The 17,297-nt window shown below is 56.5% G+C and carries 15 protein-coding genes; 14 read left to right on the forward strand and 1 reads right to left on the reverse strand.

The features are described 5' to 3' along the window. Window positions 1-13: 13 nt before the first annotated feature. The 6 genes from B5D39_RS11010 (at window position 14) to B5D39_RS11035 (ending at window position 7,612) form a co-directional block, all read left to right on the forward strand. Window positions 14-1,117 (forward strand): dipeptide epimerase, encoded by a 1,104-nt coding sequence (locus B5D39_RS11010; protein WP_078790523.1) that lies wholly within the window; start codon window positions 14-16, stop codon window positions 1,115-1,117. Beyond that, window positions 1,114-2,277, forward strand: coding sequence for a DUF819 family protein (locus tag B5D39_RS11015; RefSeq protein WP_078790524.1), 1,164 nt, complete (start codon window positions 1,114-1,116; stop codon window positions 2,275-2,277). The genes B5D39_RS11010 and B5D39_RS11015 overlap by 4 nt, the downstream gene beginning before the upstream one ends. A gap of 72 nt (window positions 2,278-2,349) precedes the next feature. After that, window positions 2,350-4,500 (forward strand): SpoIIE family protein phosphatase, encoded by a 2,151-nt coding sequence (locus B5D39_RS11020; RefSeq protein WP_078790525.1) that lies wholly within the window; start codon window positions 2,350-2,352, stop codon window positions 4,498-4,500. Between the two features lie 74 nt (window positions 4,501-4,574). Next, window positions 4,575-5,615, forward strand: coding sequence for an ABC transporter substrate-binding protein (locus tag B5D39_RS11025; protein WP_161947488.1), 1,041 nt, complete (start codon window positions 4,575-4,577; stop codon window positions 5,613-5,615). Beyond that, window positions 5,612-6,619: an AEC family transporter gene (locus B5D39_RS11030; protein WP_078790527.1), complete on the forward strand. Its 1,008-nt coding sequence runs from the start codon at window positions 5,612-5,614 to the stop codon at window positions 6,617-6,619. The genes B5D39_RS11025 and B5D39_RS11030 overlap by 4 nt, the downstream gene beginning before the upstream one ends. Window positions 6,620-6,631: 12 nt before the next feature. Continuing rightward, window positions 6,632-7,612 carry an AEC family transporter gene (locus B5D39_RS11035; protein ID WP_078790528.1) on the forward strand — a complete coding sequence of 327 codons (981 nt, stop codon included), beginning with the start codon at window positions 6,632-6,634 and terminating at the stop codon, window positions 7,610-7,612. Here B5D39_RS11035 and B5D39_RS17125 read toward each other — a convergent pair. Then, window positions 7,609-7,764, reverse strand: coding sequence for a hypothetical protein (locus B5D39_RS17125; protein ID WP_167370390.1), 156 nt, complete (start codon window positions 7,762-7,764; stop codon window positions 7,609-7,611). The genes B5D39_RS11035 and B5D39_RS17125 overlap by 4 nt on opposite strands. A gap of 373 nt (window positions 7,765-8,137) precedes the next feature. Here B5D39_RS17125 and mraZ point away from each other — a divergent pair, with 373 nt between their 5' ends. Genes mraZ through murD form a run of 8 tightly spaced genes read left to right on the forward strand, consistent with a single transcriptional unit; the run spans window position 8,138 to window position 17,294 of the window. Continuing rightward, entirely contained in the window at window positions 8,138-8,617 is a 480-nt protein-coding gene (gene mraZ / locus B5D39_RS11045) for a division/cell wall cluster transcriptional repressor MraZ (protein WP_078790530.1), read from the forward strand. Further along, window positions 8,618-9,559, forward strand: a complete 942-nt coding sequence (gene rsmH / locus B5D39_RS11050; protein ID WP_078790531.1) for a 16S rRNA (cytosine(1402)-N(4))-methyltransferase RsmH — start codon at window positions 8,618-8,620, stop codon at window positions 9,557-9,559. A gap of 21 nt (window positions 9,560-9,580) precedes the next feature. Then, window positions 9,581-9,919 (forward strand): cell division protein FtsL, encoded by a 339-nt coding sequence (ftsL, locus tag B5D39_RS11055; RefSeq protein WP_078790532.1) that lies wholly within the window; start codon window positions 9,581-9,583, stop codon window positions 9,917-9,919. Between the two features lie 31 nt (window positions 9,920-9,950). Further along, a complete protein-coding gene (locus B5D39_RS11060) occupies window positions 9,951-11,948 on the forward strand; it encodes a penicillin-binding protein (protein ID WP_078790533.1) in 1,998 nt (665 codons plus the stop codon). An 11-nt stretch (window positions 11,949-11,959) separates the two neighbouring features. Continuing rightward, complete coding sequence (locus B5D39_RS11065; protein WP_078790534.1) at window positions 11,960-13,480, forward strand: UDP-N-acetylmuramoyl-L-alanyl-D-glutamate--2,6-diaminopimelate ligase; 1,521 nt, start codon at window positions 11,960-11,962, stop codon at window positions 13,478-13,480. A 1-nt stretch (window position 13,481) separates the two neighbouring features. Next, window positions 13,482-14,870, forward strand: coding sequence for a UDP-N-acetylmuramoyl-tripeptide--D-alanyl-D-alanine ligase (locus B5D39_RS11070; RefSeq protein ID WP_078790535.1), 1,389 nt, complete (start codon window positions 13,482-13,484; stop codon window positions 14,868-14,870). A gap of 5 nt (window positions 14,871-14,875) precedes the next feature. Further along, window positions 14,876-15,952: a phospho-N-acetylmuramoyl-pentapeptide-transferase gene (gene mraY / locus B5D39_RS11075; protein ID WP_078790536.1), complete on the forward strand. Its 1,077-nt coding sequence runs from the start codon at window positions 14,876-14,878 to the stop codon at window positions 15,950-15,952. A gap of 1 nt (window position 15,953) precedes the next feature. After that, window positions 15,954-17,294 carry a UDP-N-acetylmuramoyl-L-alanine--D-glutamate ligase gene (gene murD, locus B5D39_RS11080; protein WP_078790537.1) on the forward strand — a complete coding sequence of 447 codons (1,341 nt, stop codon included), beginning with the start codon at window positions 15,954-15,956 and terminating at the stop codon, window positions 17,292-17,294. Window positions 17,295-17,297 lie beyond the last annotated feature (3 nt).

Consider the following 17,297-nt stretch of genomic DNA (forward strand, 5'->3'; position numbering starts at 1 on the left):
TATGAGGTAACCGATGGATACCATACGCATCAAACAGGCCTGCGCCGCTATTGTTACAGCGCCGTTGAACACCCCCTTCAGAATCGCCACCGGCCAGCACGACCAGTTGCAAAATGTCTTTCTGCAGCTTGAAACCGACAACGGCATCTGCGGCTATGGTGAGGCTGCAGTTGCCACCCATATCACCGGCGAAACCGTGGAGCAGACCCTGGCCAATCTGCAACAGGTAGCAGAACAGCTGGTCGGACGCAGCATTGTTGATTACACAGCCCTGATCAACGGGTTCCGTCCCTGTTTTGATGCCAACCATGCCGGCCTGGCAGCCTTTGAGATGGCACTGCTGGATCTGGTCAGCCGTAGTCGGGACATGCCGTTTGGCAGCCTGTTCAGCCCTGCCCCCGGCTGCAGCCCCAGGCCCTGCTTTACCAGCGACATCACCATCGTAATCGGCAGCCTGGAAGAGGCCGAGAGCGCAACACGCCACTATGCGGGACAGGGGTTTAACGCCTTTAAGATCAAGATCGGCAAAGCCCCTGATCTGGACCTGCAACGGGTCTTGGCGGTCAAGCGGATTGCACCTGACAGCAGCCTGATTCTGGATGCCAACATGGGCTTTGATGCTGCAGGCATGCTGAAGTTTCTGAAACAGCTTGAAGGGTACGGCATCCGCCCGATGCTGCTGGAACAACCGGTTCCCAAGGGGGATTGGGATGGCCTGGCCGCCATCACCCGCGCACTGGAGGGTAGCGGCATGCTGGTCTGTGCTGACGAGAGTGTCGGTTCACTGGCAGCAGCTAAACAGGCCATCAAGCTGCAGGCGGTCAATTCCATCAACATCAAGTTCATGAAGAGCGGCATTCTAGAATCAGTACAGATTGCCGAACTGGCCTGTCGCAACAACATCAGGCTGATGCTGGGGGCGATGATGGAAAGCAGTCTGGCCATTACCGCTGCAGCACACTTTGCCGCAGCCCTGGGCTGCTTTGAGGTGATTGATCTGGACACCACCTTCTTTATCAACGGCCCCCTGTCCCGCAGCCCCTATCTGGATCAGAGCGGCAGGTTTGACCTGAGCAACCCGACACCCGGCATCGGAGTGGAACTACAGTTGCCATGATCCAGCAGCCGTTGTTGATCATCATGGTCCTGCTGGCCATTGAGCTGCTGGTACTGTCAATGGCCAACCACCAGCGGACCAAGGGCTGGTTTAACCTGCTGCCGCCGGTTTTCTGGATCTACTTTCTGCCGATGCTGGCCAGTAGTTTTGGCCTGATTGACCCCAAAAGTCCGGTTTTTGGCATGATTACCACCTGGCTGCTGCCTGCCTGTCTGCTGCTGCTCCTGCTGCCGGTGGATATCAAGGCTATTCTGCGGCTTGGCCCCACTGCACTGGTCATGTTTTTTGTGGGCGCATTGGGGATTGTTGCTGGTACAGCCCTGGTTTTCAGTCTGCTCAAGCCGTTGATCGGTCAGCAGTTCTGGTCAGGCTTCGGTGCCCTGTCCGCCTCATGGACCGGCGGCAGCGCCAACATGATTGCGGTCAAGGAAGCCCTGAGTGTGCCGGATCAGGTCTTTGCGCCGATGGTGATTGTGGATACGGTGGTGCCCTACCTCTGGATGGCAACCCTGATCGCCGGTGTTGCCCTGCAGCCGGCCTTTGATCGTTGGAACAGGGCTGATCGCCGGATTGTTGATGAACTTGGCAGCCGATCCCTGGCAGCCGGGCAGGCGCTACAGCAGCGGTTCAGCATGGGTGGTTTCTTGCTGATCCTGCCGGTTGCTGCAGCAGGAAGCAGCATGGCGCACTGGCTTGGTCGTCAGTTACCGGCTATTAAAGATGTCATCTCCGGCTACACCTGGACCATTGTCATCGTCTCTTTGCTGGGGCTGCTGCTTTCCTGCACCCCGGCCCGCAAGCTGGAGCAGCATGGCGCATCCAAGGCCGGTTCCTGGCTGCTCTATTTTGTGCTGACCGCCATCGGCGCCAAGGCATCGGTGGCCAGCTTCGGCTCAGCGCTACTGCTGATCGGTGCAGGCCTGTTGATCATGCTGGTGCATGCCCTGTTTCTGCTGGTAGCTGCCAGCCTGCTGAAGGCACCGCTGTTTCTGGTGGCTGCTGCCAGTCAGGCAAATGTTGGCGGTGTTGCCTCGGCCCCGGTGGTGGCAGAGGTCTACCAGCCCGGACTGGCGTCAGTAGGTCTATTGCTGGCCATTCTGGGCAATATCTTTGGCACCTATTTTGGCATCTTTTGCGCTCAGCTCTGCAGGATGCTATAAGGTACCGCGATGCTAACGAGCCGCTGCGTTCCCGGCGGCATGACATTCTACCGGTAAAGGTACTGGCAAACCATGACCAATCGCAGACGATTACGCCCCAAAAATATCCGAACCCGTATCCTGTATGCACTGTTGGGTACGGCACTGCTGTCACTGGTCTGCTTTGGCCTGGTTTCATTCTGGAGCATGAACAACCTGGGACAGACCTCGCTGAAGGGGACCGTTGGCCTCAGTCAGGAACTGCTCAAGATCAGCAAAGGTTCCCTTGAAACCCTGACCCAGGAGGGGCTGCTAAAGTCTACGGTAGATCAGGCCGCACTGATCGACGCCCAGTTCCGCGATGTGGAAAACGACCTGAAGGTACTGGTGGACAGTGCAGAACGGATCTGGAAGACCCCCGGCCTCTACCCCCACAAGCGGTCCTATTCCATTGCAGATCAGCCTTCTGACCCGAAAGCCGCCTCAGTCTGGCAAATTCCCCAGGGGGTGCCTACCTCTGCTGTTGCAACAGAACTGCAGACGTCATCCGCCATGGACGACTTTATGATATCGGTTTTAAAGAGTAACCCGATCATCAACGACTGCAACCTGGCCACCCCCCAGGGACTGTTCCGGCGTTTTCCCTGGTCAGCCAATATTGACAAAAACTATGATGTCAGAAAACGTGACTGGTTCACCAGAGCACTTACCTCTGGCAGTCTGGGCTGGAGTGAGCCCTATGTGGGGGTCATCGCCCGCAACCTGCGAGTCAACTGTTCTGCCCCGGTTAAAAAGAACAATAAAATTGTTGCTGTGATCGGCCTGAATGTCCCGCTGACCACCATTCAGGAGCGGATCATCAAGATGCGGATCAACAACCAGGGTAGGGCCTATCTGATCTCCAAAGACCGGCGGATCCTGGCCCGCGAAGGTCTGGATACCAGCAGTAATGACTGGGGCGAGAAGCAAAAGGGGGAGTTTTTCTCCTTTGATGACCAGAAGGCGATGCCGCTGTTGGACAAGAACCTTGCCTCAGGCACCCCTGGCATCATGCGCGGCATGCTGGGGAAACAGGACAGTTTTGTGGCCTATGCCCCCTCCAGCACCACCGGCTGGTCAGTACTGTTTGCCCTGCCGGTTGAGGCGGTCTATGCCCCGATCCGGCCGACGGAACAGGCAATTGTAGCCCAGACCAAGGCTGCCAGCAGCCTTGTCTATCAGCAGATCGGCATTACCATGGCTATTCTGGCGGGTGTGTTTTTGCTGGTATTGGGCGGCGTCACCGTGGTTTCCCGCCGTGTTGCAGAAAAAATTACTGCGCCGATCCTTGAACTGGAGAGCGGTGCGGAGATCATCGGTAACGGTAACCTGGAACATCGCCTGCAGCTGCAAAGCGGCGACGAGATCCAGCAACTGGCAGAGACCTTTAACCGGATGGCTGCGGACCTGTCCCGCTACATCCATGATTTGACCGTGACCACCGCAGCCAAAGAACGGATCCAGAGTGAACTGAAACTGGCCACCGATATTCAGGCCTCACTGCTGCCCCGCATCTTTCCGCCCTTTCCTGATCGCAAAGAATTTGCCCTGTTTGCCCTGATGGAACCGGCCAAGGAAGTGGGCGGTGATTTCTATGATTTCTTCTTCCTTGATGATCGCAGAATTTGCCTGGTGATTGGCGATGTGTCTGACAAAGGGGTACCGGCCGCCCTCTACATGATGGTGGCCAAAACCCTGCTGAAGAGTGAGGCGCTACGGGATGCAAATCCGGCCCAGATCCTGGAGCGCACCAACTCCATCCTGGCACTGGATAACGAGACATCCATGTTTGTGACCGTTTTCTGCGCCATTCTGGATACCGATACCGGCCAGCTTGACTGCGCCAATGCCGGGCACCTGCCGCCGCTGATCCAGAAGGCTGATGGCTGCACCACCTACCGCAGTTTCTCCCCCGGCTTTGTGCTGGGCCCGATGCCGGACATCAGCTACCGGACTGAACAGATCATGCTGCAGCCGGGCGAACTGTTCCTGCTGTACACCGATGGGGTCAATGAAGCGGTTAATCCAGCCCTTGAAGAGTACGGAGACAAACGTCTGCTGGATTGTGTGACCGCACACCCTGCGGCAACGCCAGAGCAGATCATCCATGCTATCCGGGCAGAGGTGCTGGGTTTTGCCAATGGCGCACCACAGTCGGATGATATCACCATGCTGGCCATACGCTATCTGGGAAAGCAGGCGTGATGATCACAGAAAAAACAATCTCTCACGCGGAGCCGCGAAGCTCGCGGAGCAGACCAACCAGCTGCCGCCTGATATTGATTCCCTGGCACCGTATCATCACCTCTGTTTTCAGGTGTCTCTTTAGCACTCTCCGCATCTCCGCGTCTCCGCGTGCAATAGCCTTTTGCCGGTTCATCGGTCTGCTGCTCTGCATAACAGCCATCCTGTCAACCTTTTTTGACACGGCCCAAGCCAAAGAACGGGTTGAGATCGCCATGGTACTCTGGCGGGGCGAGACTGAAGCAGAAAAAGGCTTTCGTGAAAAACTGGCAACATCGCCTGACTATGAGGTGGTGATTACCGCCTTTGATGCAGGTCAGAACAAAGAAAAACTGGACAAGATCCTGGCCGGGCTGGACCACAAACGCTTCCGACTGGCCTACACCTTTGGCACCATGGTGACCCAGGCAGCCCTGCAGCAGACTCGTGATATCCCGATCATCTTCAACATTGTACAGCGTCCGGTTGAGGGCAAAGTGGCTGCCAGCATGGAACATCCCGGCGGCAGGGCCACCGGTGCCTCCAACCTGGTGCCGATGGACAGCGCCTTCCGCACCCTTGGCACCCTGATGAACATCCGCAAGCTGGGCTTTGTCTACTCAAGCCACGACCCGGCCCCCCGCTACCAGTTGGCAGAGATCAGGAAGCAGCAGAAGCGGTTCGGCTTCAAGACCCTGGAGTTCCCGATTAACGGCAAAGAGGGTATTGCCAGCACCATGAAGCAGGTGATTGATGCACGGGTTGATGCCGTGATCTTCCCGTCTGACTCCTTTGTCAAGGCCAATGCCAGCCGTATTATCGGCATCCTCAACAAGCACCGGATTCCCAGCGTGGTGGTCATACCGGAGATGGTCAGCGAAAACGGGGCGCTGATCTCACTGGGGCCGGATTACCGCACCCTGGGTCAACTGGCGGCAGACAATGCCCTGCTGGTCCTGAAAGGGCGCAAACCAGGAGATCTTCCGGTTCGTGTCGTGCCCCAGCTTGCCATTACCATCAATCTTGCCACTGCCGACCGGCTGGGCATCCATATTCCGCTGCAGCTGCTGTCGGTTGCCACGGTGGTAAAGCGATGACAGGAACTGCTGCAGCCCTGATCAGCAGCGGTGCCACCGCCGCCCAATCCCTCTCCCTGCGGATACTGGTAACCGCCGTGATCATCATTGTGGCCGGGGCCTTGATGGCCAAATGGGAAGGGGGCGGTCAACAAAACACCCTGGCCCGGCTGAACAGCCAGATCTTTATCCCCTGCCTGATCTTTGCGGCCATGAACCGCACCCCGCTGACACTGCCTGAAGCGTTGACCATGGGGGCCGGAGCCCTGTTTTTCTCCCTCTGTTCCTATCCGCTGGCCCACTGGTGGGTAGCACGGGACCCGGAGGGGGACCGGAACGGTTTTATCTCCATGCTGTTCGGCAGCACCAGCACCATCCTGCTGCCGCTGGCCTATCTGCTGTTTGGCAGCCAGGGGCTGACCAAGGCCGCCTTTTTCCATCTAGTGAATCTGTTCCTGATCTACACCTGGGGCCGCTGGCGGGCCGGACACCCCACCCAGTTGACCGCCTTCCTGAAGACACCGACCCTGCATGCCGTGCTGCTGGCGCTTGGGCTTAAACTGTTTGAACTGGATCTTCCCGGTCAACTACAGGACCTGCTCTGGCTGGTGGAAAAAGGGATCGGCATGATGGCAAGCGGCGCCCTGCCGATCCTGCTGATCAGCCATGGCTATGCCCTCTACTGCCTGCGCAGCTCCGGTGGATCCTGGTGGTCCGGCGCTGCATTCCTGCGCATGCTCTGGCTGCCGCTGGTGGCAACCACGCTGATTCTGTTGCTGAGGGCGATTGGCCTGGCACCACTGGATAAGGGCTATGACCTGATGCACTACCTGGATCTGCGCACCACCGAGGCGATCCTGCTGTTGGCCTCTGCCCTGCCCTGCACCATTTCCGCCTTTTGGCGGCCAGGGGACAGCCCGCTGTCCAAACGGGACTCGTCGCTGCTGCTTTCATCAGCCCTCTTGTCGATCATCGCCTTTGGCTTGCTGGTCTTTATCATTAACCGCTACATCTTCAACGCCTGAAACGGAACCACCATGTTTTCAAACCAGAACTTTCTGATCATCAGCGCCGTCATCCCCTCCTTTGCCATCGCCTTTGCCGGTTTCTGGCTGGGCAGGCTGGATACCAAACGGGAGCTGAACCAGAAGAGCATCTCAAACCTGGTCTACTATTTTCTGGTACCGTCACTGATCTTTTCATCCACCCATAAACGGGCCTTTGACCCGTCTGAATTTTCACTGCTGTTTGTCTCAGCCATTGCCATGATTGCACTGATGGTGCCGGTGGCGCTGCTGTTGAAGCGCCGTGCCGGAGTCCAGCGCAACGGCTTTATCCTGCCGCTGATCTTTATGAACACCGGCAACATCTCCCTGCCGATCGCCCTGTTGATGTTCGGCAATGAAGGACTTTCCAAATCCATTATTTTCCACCTGGCCAACATCTTTGTGCTGTACAGCGCCGGGGTCTTTCTGGTCAGCGGCCAGACCGACCTGAAGCAGTTTCTGAAGATTCCGGCCCTGTATGCCATGATCGCCGGTGTGGCAGCCGCAACCCTGCCGCTACCGGAAGCGCTGAAGCCAGCCCTTTATTTTGCCGGTAAGCTGACCGACATCCTGGGCTATGGCGCCATACCGCTTTTGATTGTCAACCTGGGCTATTCGATGAGTGATATCAGGCTTGAGACCCTGAAGACCGGCATTACCGGGGGGATGATACGCTTGATTGGCGGGCCGCTGCTGGGGATCGGATTGGTACTGTTCTGGCGCATGATCGGCTGGACACCGGTTGATCCAACCCTTGATCCCTTGATCTGGCTGGGCTACCGGACTTCAGAGGCGGTCATCATCCTGAACGCCTCCATGCCGGGCCCGGTCATGGCCTATCTGCTGAACCTGAAATACGACAACTGCCCGGAACAGGCCGCTGCCATGGTGGCGGTCGGCACCCTTGGCGGGATCATCACCATCCCGCTGGTGCTGCAACTGATTAGCACCTTGATCATGAAGGCCGGTTAGTAGATCAAAATATAGCCGTGGGATTCAGCTATCCTGCGCACCTCATCCTTGTCAGCAATCCGGTAGGTCTTGCCCTCCAGAGTAAACAACCAGCCATCACCATCTTCCACCACCGACTCCAGCAGCGCCTCAAATGTTGCGGTTTTAACCATACTTTTCTCCTTGTAAGCGATTAAGACAGCTCATGGGTAACACCAAAGCTGCAATAATTCGACACGCCTGATTGTATAACCCACCCCACCCCTCAAAATGCACCAACTCCACCCAAAGGTACGTCAAGAGCGTCCACAGGTCAATATGAAGCAAATGCACCATTAACTGGACTTCTGAGCCACCCTGTAACCACAACACAACCATTTGATCTTGAACCATAAAACAATCAAATGACCAGTTCATAGGGCTCAAGTCACAAACAATGAAAATGATGAAAGTTTTGTTCTTGACAGCTCCTTGACTACTGGTATAGTTTTGCCACAAAGTGGAAATTAGTGGAAATTAGTGGCAAAGAAACACGAAAGGGATGCCATGTTTGGTGGCGAAAGCCTGACTACCATCGACGCAAAAGGGCGCACCAGCATCCCGGTAAGATTCCGGGAACTGTTGATTGCGGAGTTTGGTGACGAGCGTTTTGTCATCACCAAGGCATCTCCCGTTGCATTTGAAGATGGCAGCTATGGCCGTGGCCTCTCGGTTTATCCCTATTCTGAATGGCAGGAACTGGAAAAAAAGATCAATGCCAATGAAGGCGAACAGCCACTTGCGCAACTTAACAGCCTTAAACGTTTGATACTGGGGCCAGCCCAGGAGTGTTCCACCGACAAACTTGGGCGCGTATTGATTCCTCCGGCACTCCGGCTCCATGCGGCTCTCGATCGCGACCTGTATTTTGTCGGGATGGGCAAGCGCTTCGATATCTGGGCAAAAGAGATCTATACCCGTGTTAATGCCCAGGATGAGCACAACTTCCCGCAGGATTCAGCTGCACTTGCAGCGCTTGGCATATAGATGGAGGAATTTCATCACCTGTCTGTGCTGGCCAAAGAGGTCATTGAGCAACTGGCCCCTCGCCCCGGCGGTATCTATCTGGATGGTACCCTGGGCGGCGGAGGCCACAGCCAGCTGATTCTGGAGCAGATCGGACCGGATGGCCTGCTGATAGGCATTGACCGGGATCAGTCAGCCCTGGCTGCCGCATCTGAACGGCTTCGTCGTTTTGGCGCCTGCTTCAGGCCGGTACAAGGCAGCTTTGGAGATCTGGCAGAGCTGTTGAAAAGAGAAGGTATCAACGCCCTTGACGGCCTGCTGCTGGACCTTGGCGTGTCGTCCCATCAGCTGGATACCGATGAGCGGGGCTTCAGCTTCCGGCTTGACGGTCCCCTGGATATGCGGATGGACCGCAGCTGTGGCGACTCTGCTGCAGACCTGCTGCAGGAATGCTCCGCCCAGGAGCTGGAACAGATCATCAAGGAGTTCGGCGAAGAGCGCTGGGCAAAAAAAATCGCTTTGAGAATCGTGCAGGTCCGCCAGGAAACGCCGATCACCACAACGCTTCAGTTGGCAGATCTAGTGGCTGGCACCATTCCACGCCGCTTTCACGAAGACCGGATTCACCCGGCAACCCGTACGTTTCAGGGGTTACGGATCGCGGTCAATCAGGAGTTGGAGCAGGTACAGCAGGGGGTTGGCGCGGGAATAGCTGTTCTGAAACCGGGAGGCCGGATTGCCGTGATCTCGTTTCACTCCCTTGAAGACCGGATTGTGAAACACCTGTTTCGTGAGGCAGCAACCGGATGCACCTGCCCCCCCAGGATGCCGTACTGCGTCTGTAACAAAAAGCCGCAACTGCGCATCCTGACCGGGCGACCGATAATTGCCGGAGCAGAAGAAACTGACCGCAACCCCCGCGCACGCAGCGCCAAGTTGCGGGTTGCTGAAAAACTGGGCTAGTCCCGGAAGGAGGGCTCATCCATGGGCATGGTAAAAACTGATAGTTCCAAACTGACCTTTCCCGGACATCTGGGGGCTGATCTGGCCCCACGCCGGATGGATATTGTCAAGTTCCTGATGATCTGCATGGTGTTGCTGACCGTGGTATCCATTTTTCACGTCTGGTCGCGCTTTCGCCTGATTGAACTCAACCTGCAGATCGGTGAAGCGAGTCGTCAGCTCAAGGATATGGAGCAGGAACAAAAACGGCTGAAACTTGAGGCGGAATCGCTCAAAACACCGGCGAGAATTGAGATCATTGCAAAGCGTGATCTGGGCATGATCGTCCCTCAGGACCAGCAGGTAATCTTGGTAAAATGATCCGCAGCACAGCAGATGCAGGGAGCAGCGCATGAAAAACGACAAGGAAAAGTGGGCACGGGTCAGGATCATCATGGTCTCCTGCCTGTTTGCCTTCGGCTTCCTGGCTGTCGCGGCACGTAGCTTCTACCTTCAAATACTTGAGCATGATCAGCTGGTTAAGTTGGCTGAACGGCAGCATCACCGTACCATACCAATTACACCGGCGCGTGGTGGCATCTTTGACCGGACCGGCGCACCTCTGGCTGTCTCGCTGGAAATGGATTCGCTGTATGCCGAACCCAAACGAATCACTGATCCCGCAGGAACAGCAGCAGCCCTTGCACCACTTGTCCAGCTACCACAGCAGGAACTGCAACGTAAACTTGGCTCCGAGAAAAGTTTTGCCTGGCTTGCCCGTCAACTGCCCCCGGAAACCGCAGTAAAGATCAAACAGATGAAGCTGCCCGGAATCGGCTTTGTCAAAGAGAACAAGCGTTTTTATCCGAATTTTGAGATGGCATCCCATGTGCTGGGATTTACCGGCATGGACCCAGGTGGCCTGGAAGGGCTTGAGCGTCGCTACGACACCACTATTCTGGGTAAAACCGGCTACCTGCTCACCGAGCGGGATGCCCTGGGGCGGGATGTTTCCATAAGAAGTGCCGTGGTACAGGACGCGGCTCCGGGCAAAAACCTGTACCTGACGCTGGATAAAAACATCCAGTATTTTACTGAAAAAGAGTTGGCCAAGGCGGTCGAAGGCAGCAGGGCAAAAAGTGGTATGGCGCTGGTAATGGACCCCTGGACCGGCAAGGTACTGGCCATGGCCAACTACCCGACCTTTAACCCAAACTCATTCAGACAATATCCTACGCTTAACCTGCGTAACCGCTGTGTGAGCGACAATTTTGAACCTGGCTCAACCTTCAAGGTCTTTCTGTTATCTGCTGCCATTGAAGAAAAAATAGTAACCCCCCGTGACGGCATCAACTGTGAAAACGGTCGTTATTCCTTTGGCGGTCGGATTATCAGGGATGACCACCCCCACGGCAGGGTTTCCGTTGCAGAGGTTCTGAAATACTCAAGCAATATCGGATCAGCCAAGATCGGCCTCAAGCTGGGTGATGACCGGCTGCACCGTTATCTGAAGGCGTTCGGCTTTGGTGACAAGAGCGGCGTTGATCTACCTGGTGAGGCATCTGGGGGCCTGCGCCCGGTCAGTCGCTGGTACGGCACCGATATCGCCACCATCTCCTTTGGCCAGGGGGTCTCAATCACCGCCCTGCAACTGGTGGCTGCCACCTCTGCCGTGGCAAATGGCGGCCTGCTGATGAAGCCGTACCTGGTGGAGCGGGTTACCGACAGTGCCGGACTGGAACTGCAGCGCTTTGAGCCTCAAACCGTCAGGCGGGTGATCTCAACACAGACCGCTGCAACCATCAGTCAGATGATGGAAGGCGTTACCCAGAAAGGTGGCACCGCCACCAACGCCGCCATAGACGGCTTCAGGGTGGCAGGCAAAACCGGCACAGCCCAGAAGGTTGATCCGGTCAGCAGGGGCTATTCCGCCACCAAGCGGACCGCCTCGTTTGTCGGTTTTGTGCCGGCAGAAAAGCCGCTCCTGACCATTCTGGTGGTGATTGATGAGCCAACCACCAGCCCCTATGGCGGGGTGGTTGCTGCTCCTGCATTCCGTGAGATCGCCTTTAACACGCTATGCTACCTGAAGGCGGCCGGAGTCGGCAAGGCCTGTGAACTGCCCAAGACACAGACCGTACAGGCAGCACCGGCACAACCGGCACCCACGGCAAAACCGCAAGCTGCTGCCGATGCTGAAGAAGGCGGCAGCATTGAAGTTGCCGGAGCCGGAACACCTATGCCGGACTTCAGAGGCATGAGTATGCGGCGGGTCCTGCAGGTAATGGAAAAACGGCAGCTTAATTTGCAACTGCGTGGCAGCGGACGTGTCATTGAACAGCATCCGCAGCCAGGGCAGGTTATCCATGGCTCGGATGAAATCTGGGTCCGTCTGGCACCTGCGGTATAAGGAATCATTGTATGCGCCTTGAACAACTACTGCATGAACTACCGCTACAAGCAAGCCACGGTGATCTCTCTGTTGCGGTCGCGGCACTTACCTGCGATTCCCGTCAGGTAGCTGCAGGCACACTCTTTTTTGCCCTGCACGGCACCAAGGTTGATGGACACCGCTTCATCCATCAGGCCGTTGCTAGCGGTGCAGCAGCCATTGTGTTGGAAGACCCGACCTATGCACCTGCCCAGATCCCCTGGGTACAGGTGACAAACGGTCGTCAGGCCATGGCGTTGATGGCGGCCCGCTTCTTTGGCCAACCGACCCGCGATCTGCCACTAATCGGCATCACCGGCACCAACGGCAAGACCACCACCAGCTACCTGCTGGAAGGGATTCTCACGGCTGCTGGTCTGCCTGCTGCCGTGCTGGGCACCATCAGCTACCGTTTTGGCGATACCTGTATTGAGGCCAGCCATACCACGCCGGAATCCACTGAACTGCAAGGCATCTTCCGCCAACTTGCCGATGCTGGTGCAAAGGCGTTTGTGATGGAGGTTTCCTCCCACAGCCTTGAGCAACGCCGGGTCGATGGATCTGTCTTTGATGTGGGAATATTCACCAACCTGACCCGCGACCACCTGGACTACCATGGCACCATGCAGGCTTACAGCAGCGCCAAACAGCGCCTGTTCAGCGAACTGCTAAAACCGGACACCAGCACACCAGTACGCCATGCCGTCATCAATGCCGATGATCCGGCAGCAGAAGATTTCATCCAGGCAGCTGCCTGCCCGGTCATCCGCTATGGTCTTGCTCAGGACGCAGAGGTTACGGTCCGCGAGATGAGCTCATCGGTGAACGGGATCAGCGCTATCCTGGTGACGCCACAGGGAGAACAACCGTTTCATTCACAGCTGCTGGGCGGGTTTAACCTCTCCAACATCCTGGCAGCGGCTACTGCAGGAGTAGCGCTAAGACTACCGCTGCAGGCCATTGTACAGGGGATTGAACAGCATACCACCGTACCAGGACGCCTGGAGCGAGTTGTAAACGGCGTCGGCGTCACCTGCCTGGTTGATTATGCCCATACCGGCGATGCCCTTGAAAATGTCTTGAGCACTCTGAAAGAGCTGGCAACAGCAAGAATCATTACTGTATTCGGCTGCGGCGGAGATCGGGATAACGGCAAACGGCCGATTATGGGGAGGATTGCGGCAGACTATTCCGACCTGGCCATTGTCACCTCAGACAACCCGCGCACCGAAGATCCCCATGAAATCCTGCGCCAGATCCGCGAAGGAATTCTTCCACTGGGGCTGCGGGAATACAGCCCGGACGAACTGACTACTAACCCTGAGTACAAGGGGTTTGTCATGCTTGAAAACCGCCATGAGGCAATCAGGCTTGGTGTACAGCTGGCCAAGCCTGGCGACATCCTTTTGCTGGCCGGTAAAGGACACGAAGATTACCAGATCATCGGCACCACTAAACACCACTTTGATGACCGGGAAGAAGCGTCCAACGCCTTCAGGGAGCGGACCTGACATGTTCAGCCCAGAACAACTGACAAGCATCACCAATGGCAGATTGATCGGACCTGAGACCGGACCAATAACCGGCATCTCAACAGACTCACGCACCATAAAGCCTGGTGAGCTGTTTGTGCCGTTACAGGGAGACCGGTTTGACGGGCACGACTATATTCACGGACTGGCCACCCGGCGCATTACCACCAGCCTTTGCAGTGAGGCCTGGCTGCAGCATCAACAACCGCCAGCCACCATAAGCTGCATCGCGGTTCAGGACACCCTGCGGGCATTGGGCGACCTTGCCGCTGCCTTCAGAAAACGGTTTGCGCTGACCATGATCGGGGTTACCGGCAGCAATGGCAAAACCACCACCAAAGAGATGCTGGCGGCTATCCTTGGCAAGGTTGATCAAGGACTGAAAACCAGCGGCAATCTGAACAATCTGATCGGCCTGCCACAGATGCTGTTTCAGCTGAAACCGGAACACTGCTGGGCAGTGCTGGAGATGGGCATGAGTGAGCCGGGTGAGATAGACCGCCTGGCAGAGATCGCCTGCCCTTCAATCGGTATTGTCCTGAACGCCTATCCGGCCCATCTGCAGAGCATGGGCAGTGTCGAGGCAGTTGCGCAGGCCAAAGGTGAACTGCTGAACCGGATTCAGGATGGCGGCCTTGCGGTGGTGAATGCCGATGATCCCCGTATTGCCAGCCTGCATCAGAACCCTTCAGCCCGCAGGATCAGCTTCGGTATCCGGCGGGGAGAAGTCCGCGCTGAAGAGATCCAGGCAATCGGCACCGAGGGTCAGACATTCAAGCTGGTTACCCCCAAAGGCAGTATCCAGATCCAGCTCAAGGCCCTGGGGCAACACAATATCTATAACGCCCTGGCTGCAGCAGCCGGATTACTGGAGCTGGTGGGCCTGGAGACCATAGCTGAAGGGCTTGAGGCGTTCACTCCCTACAGCGGACGGTTCCATCTGGAGCAGCTGTCCAACAACAGGCTGTTGATTGATGACAGCTACAACGCAAACCCTGCCTCCTGCGCTGTTGCCCTGGCAACCCTGCGGGATGTCAAGGGCAGTAATCGTGTACTCGCCGCTTTTGGAGACATGCTGGAGCTGGGCAAAGATGAGTTGGAGCTGCACCGCCAGCTGGGCATGCAGGCAGCTTCTGTTGCTGATCGGCTCTACCTGCTGGGTAACCTTACCAAAGAGACTGCCAGCGCAGCTAAAGAAGCAGGCATGGGAGCAGAGGCGATTGTTTCTGCTGCAAGCCATGAAGAAATTGCCAATGATATTATTAAGCAGGCAGGCCCGGGTGATCTGATCCTGGTCAAGGGTTCACGGGGAATGAAGATGGAAAAAATTGCCGCTCTGCTTCGGGCTGCAGATCGTCAGGAGGCTTAACACCAATGCTCTATCACCTGTTCTACCCCCTGGCATCCAACCTGAAGATTCTGAACATCTTCAAGTATCTGACCTTCAGAACCATCTATGCCATGATCACCGCCCTGATTGTCTGCTTTGTCCTGGGGCCCTGGATCATCCGCAAGCTGGAAGGGTTGCAGGCCCGGCAGGTGATTCGGACTGATGGACCGGAATCACATCTGGAAAAGCAGGGCACCCCCACCATGGGCGGCCTGATCATACTCTCGGCTATCATCCTGCCCACCCTGCTCTGGGCGGATCTGACCAACATCTATATCTGGCTGACTCTGTTCATTATCGTGGGCTATGGTCTGATCGGCTTCATGGATGACTACCTCAAGGTGGTAAAGAAGAACACCAAAGGGCTCTCGGCCAGACAGAAGATGTTCTGGCAGGTGCTGCTGGCAGGCGGCGTGGCGGTATTTCTCTATATTACCCCAGGCTTCAATGAGATGCTGTATGTCCCGTTTTTCAAGAACTTTCACCCGGACCTGGGGATATTCTTTATCCCGTTTGTCACCCTGGTAATTGTGGGTGCCAGTAATGCCGTGAACCTGACCGATGGTCTGGATGGCCTGGCAATCGGGCCGGTGGCAATCAATGCTGCCACCTACATGCTGTTTGCCTATATTGCAGGACACGCAACCCTTTCAGCCTACCTGCAGATCCCCCGGGTGGTTGGCGCTGGCGAGCTGGCAGTGATCTGTGGCGCCATGGTGGGTGCAGGCCTGGGCTTTCTCTGGTTCAACTCCTACCCTGCCGAAGTATTCATGGGGGATGTGGGGTCGCTCTCACTGGGTGGTACGCTGGGAGTGATTGCAGTGCTGACCAAGCAGGAGATCCTGCTGGTGATCGTGGGGGGCATCTTTGTGATCGAGGCGCTCTCGGTTATCTTCCAGGTCGGCTCCTACAAATACCGGGGCAAACGGATCTTCCGCATGGCGCCGATCCACCATCACTTTGAACTAAAGGGGGTGGCAGAACCGAAGATCATTGTCCGGTTCTGGATCATCACCATAATCCTGGCCCTGGTGGCCATTTCAACCCTGAAGATGCGCTGACATGGAACTGAAACATACGAAAATAACCGTCATGGGCCTCGCCAAAACCGGCGTGGCCTCTGCACGTTTTCTGGCACAGCAGGGTGCGCAGATAACCGCTACAGATATGCGAGATGAAACCGCCCTGGCCGGGGTGCTGACTGAACTGGCAGGGCTGGGTATCCGCTTTGTTCTTGGTCATCATGATCAGGCTGATTTCACGGCAACGGACCTAGTGGTGGTATCACCCGGTGTGCCACAGGAACACCCGCTGTTGCTGAAGGCAACAGAAGCAGGGGTTGCCGTGGCCAGTGAGATAGAACTGGCCAGCCGTTTTATCACCGCCCCGCTGGTGGCCATAACCGGCACCAATGGCAAGACCACCACCACCACCCTGGTTGGTGAGCTGTTTCAGGCCAACGGCTTTAGCACCTATGTGGGCGGCAACATCGGTGATCCACTGATTGACCTGCCTGCTTCCGGTGAAACAGTGGAGCGGGTTGCAGCTGAGATCAGCTCGTTCCAGCTTGAATGGATTGAACAGTTCAAGCCCAGAGTTGCAGCATTGCTGAACATCACTGAAGACCACCTGGACCGCTACCATGGCTATCAGGAGTACATCAACGCCAAGCTGCGGATCTTTGAAAATCAGACAGCAGATGATTTTGCCGTAGTTAATCGCGATGACGAGCTGGTCTGGCAGGCTGCGCAATCACTCAAGGCGCAGTTGTTTCCGTTTAGCCGCAGGCATGAGCTTGCAGAGGGGATCTTCTGCCGTGAAGCTGAACTGGTTTTCCGCCACAACGGGCTGGAGCAGACCTTCCCTACAGCTGGTTTCAAGCTCCAGGGGGTACACAACCAGGAAAACATCATGGCTGCCCTGGCCTGCTGTCTGCTGCTGGGGTGTCAAAGAGATGCAAGCCTGGAACTGCTGAACCGTTTTGAGGCACTGCACCACCGGATGGAGTTTGTGCGCGAAGTAGCCGGTGTACGTTATTTTGAGGACAGTAAGGCCACCAATGTGGGCAGCGTTGCCAAGGCGCTGGAGAGCTTTGAGAACATCACCCTGATTGCAGGCGGCAAGGACAAGGGTGGTTCCTACGCACCGCTGGCAGAACTGGTGCAGCAGCGGGTCAGACACCTGGTGTTGATCGGTGAGGCCACTGAACGGATGCAGCAGGAACTTGGCACCTGTACTGCCACACACAGGGCCAAAACACTGGAGGAAGCAGTGCAACTCAGCGCCAGGCTGACCGCACCGGGCGGGGTGGTGCTGTTGTCGCCAGCCTGCTCAAGTTTTGACATGTTCAAGGATTACGAAGAACGTGCCCAACGCTTTATTGCAGCGGTAAAGGGGCTTTAGGCG

Origin of the sequence: Trichlorobacter thiogenes (genome assembly GCF_900167465.1) — a bacterium.
Lineage (GTDB): Bacteria > Desulfobacterota > Desulfuromonadia > Geobacterales > Pseudopelobacteraceae > Trichlorobacter > Trichlorobacter thiogenes.

Bases quoted from the DNA above. Each gene is read 5' to 3' on its own strand.
- B5D39_RS11030 (WP_078790527.1), top strand. From the start codon at position 5,612: ATGACAGGAACTGCTGCAGCCCTGATCAGCAGCGGTGCCACCGCCGCC.
- mraZ (WP_078790530.1), top strand. From the start codon at position 8,138: ATGTTTGGTGGCGAAAGCCTGACTACCATCGACGCAAAAGGGCGCACC.
- rsmH (WP_078790531.1), top strand. From the start codon at position 8,618: ATGGAGGAATTTCATCACCTGTCTGTGCTGGCCAAAGAGGTCATTGAG.
- B5D39_RS11070 (WP_078790535.1), top strand. From the start codon at position 13,482: ATGTTCAGCCCAGAACAACTGACAAGCATCACCAATGGCAGATTGATC.
- B5D39_RS11060 (WP_078790533.1), top strand. From the start codon at position 9,951: ATGAAAAACGACAAGGAAAAGTGGGCACGGGTCAGGATCATCATGGTC.
- B5D39_RS11020 (WP_078790525.1), top strand. From the start codon at position 2,350: ATGACCAATCGCAGACGATTACGCCCCAAAAATATCCGAACCCGTATC.
- mraY (WP_078790536.1), top strand. From the start codon at position 14,876: ATGCTCTATCACCTGTTCTACCCCCTGGCATCCAACCTGAAGATTCTG.
- murD (WP_078790537.1), top strand. From the start codon at position 15,954: ATGGAACTGAAACATACGAAAATAACCGTCATGGGCCTCGCCAAAACC.
- B5D39_RS11035 (WP_078790528.1), top strand. From the start codon at position 6,632: ATGTTTTCAAACCAGAACTTTCTGATCATCAGCGCCGTCATCCCCTCC.
- B5D39_RS17125 (WP_167370390.1), bottom strand. From the start codon at position 7,764: ATGGTTAAAACCGCAACATTTGAGGCGCTGCTGGAGTCGGTGGTGGAA.
- B5D39_RS11010 (WP_078790523.1), top strand. From the start codon at position 14: ATGGATACCATACGCATCAAACAGGCCTGCGCCGCTATTGTTACAGCG.
- B5D39_RS11015 (WP_078790524.1), top strand. From the start codon at position 1,114: ATGATCCAGCAGCCGTTGTTGATCATCATGGTCCTGCTGGCCATTGAG.
- ftsL (WP_078790532.1), top strand. From the start codon at position 9,581: ATGGGCATGGTAAAAACTGATAGTTCCAAACTGACCTTTCCCGGACAT.
- B5D39_RS11065 (WP_078790534.1), top strand. From the start codon at position 11,960: ATGCGCCTTGAACAACTACTGCATGAACTACCGCTACAAGCAAGCCAC.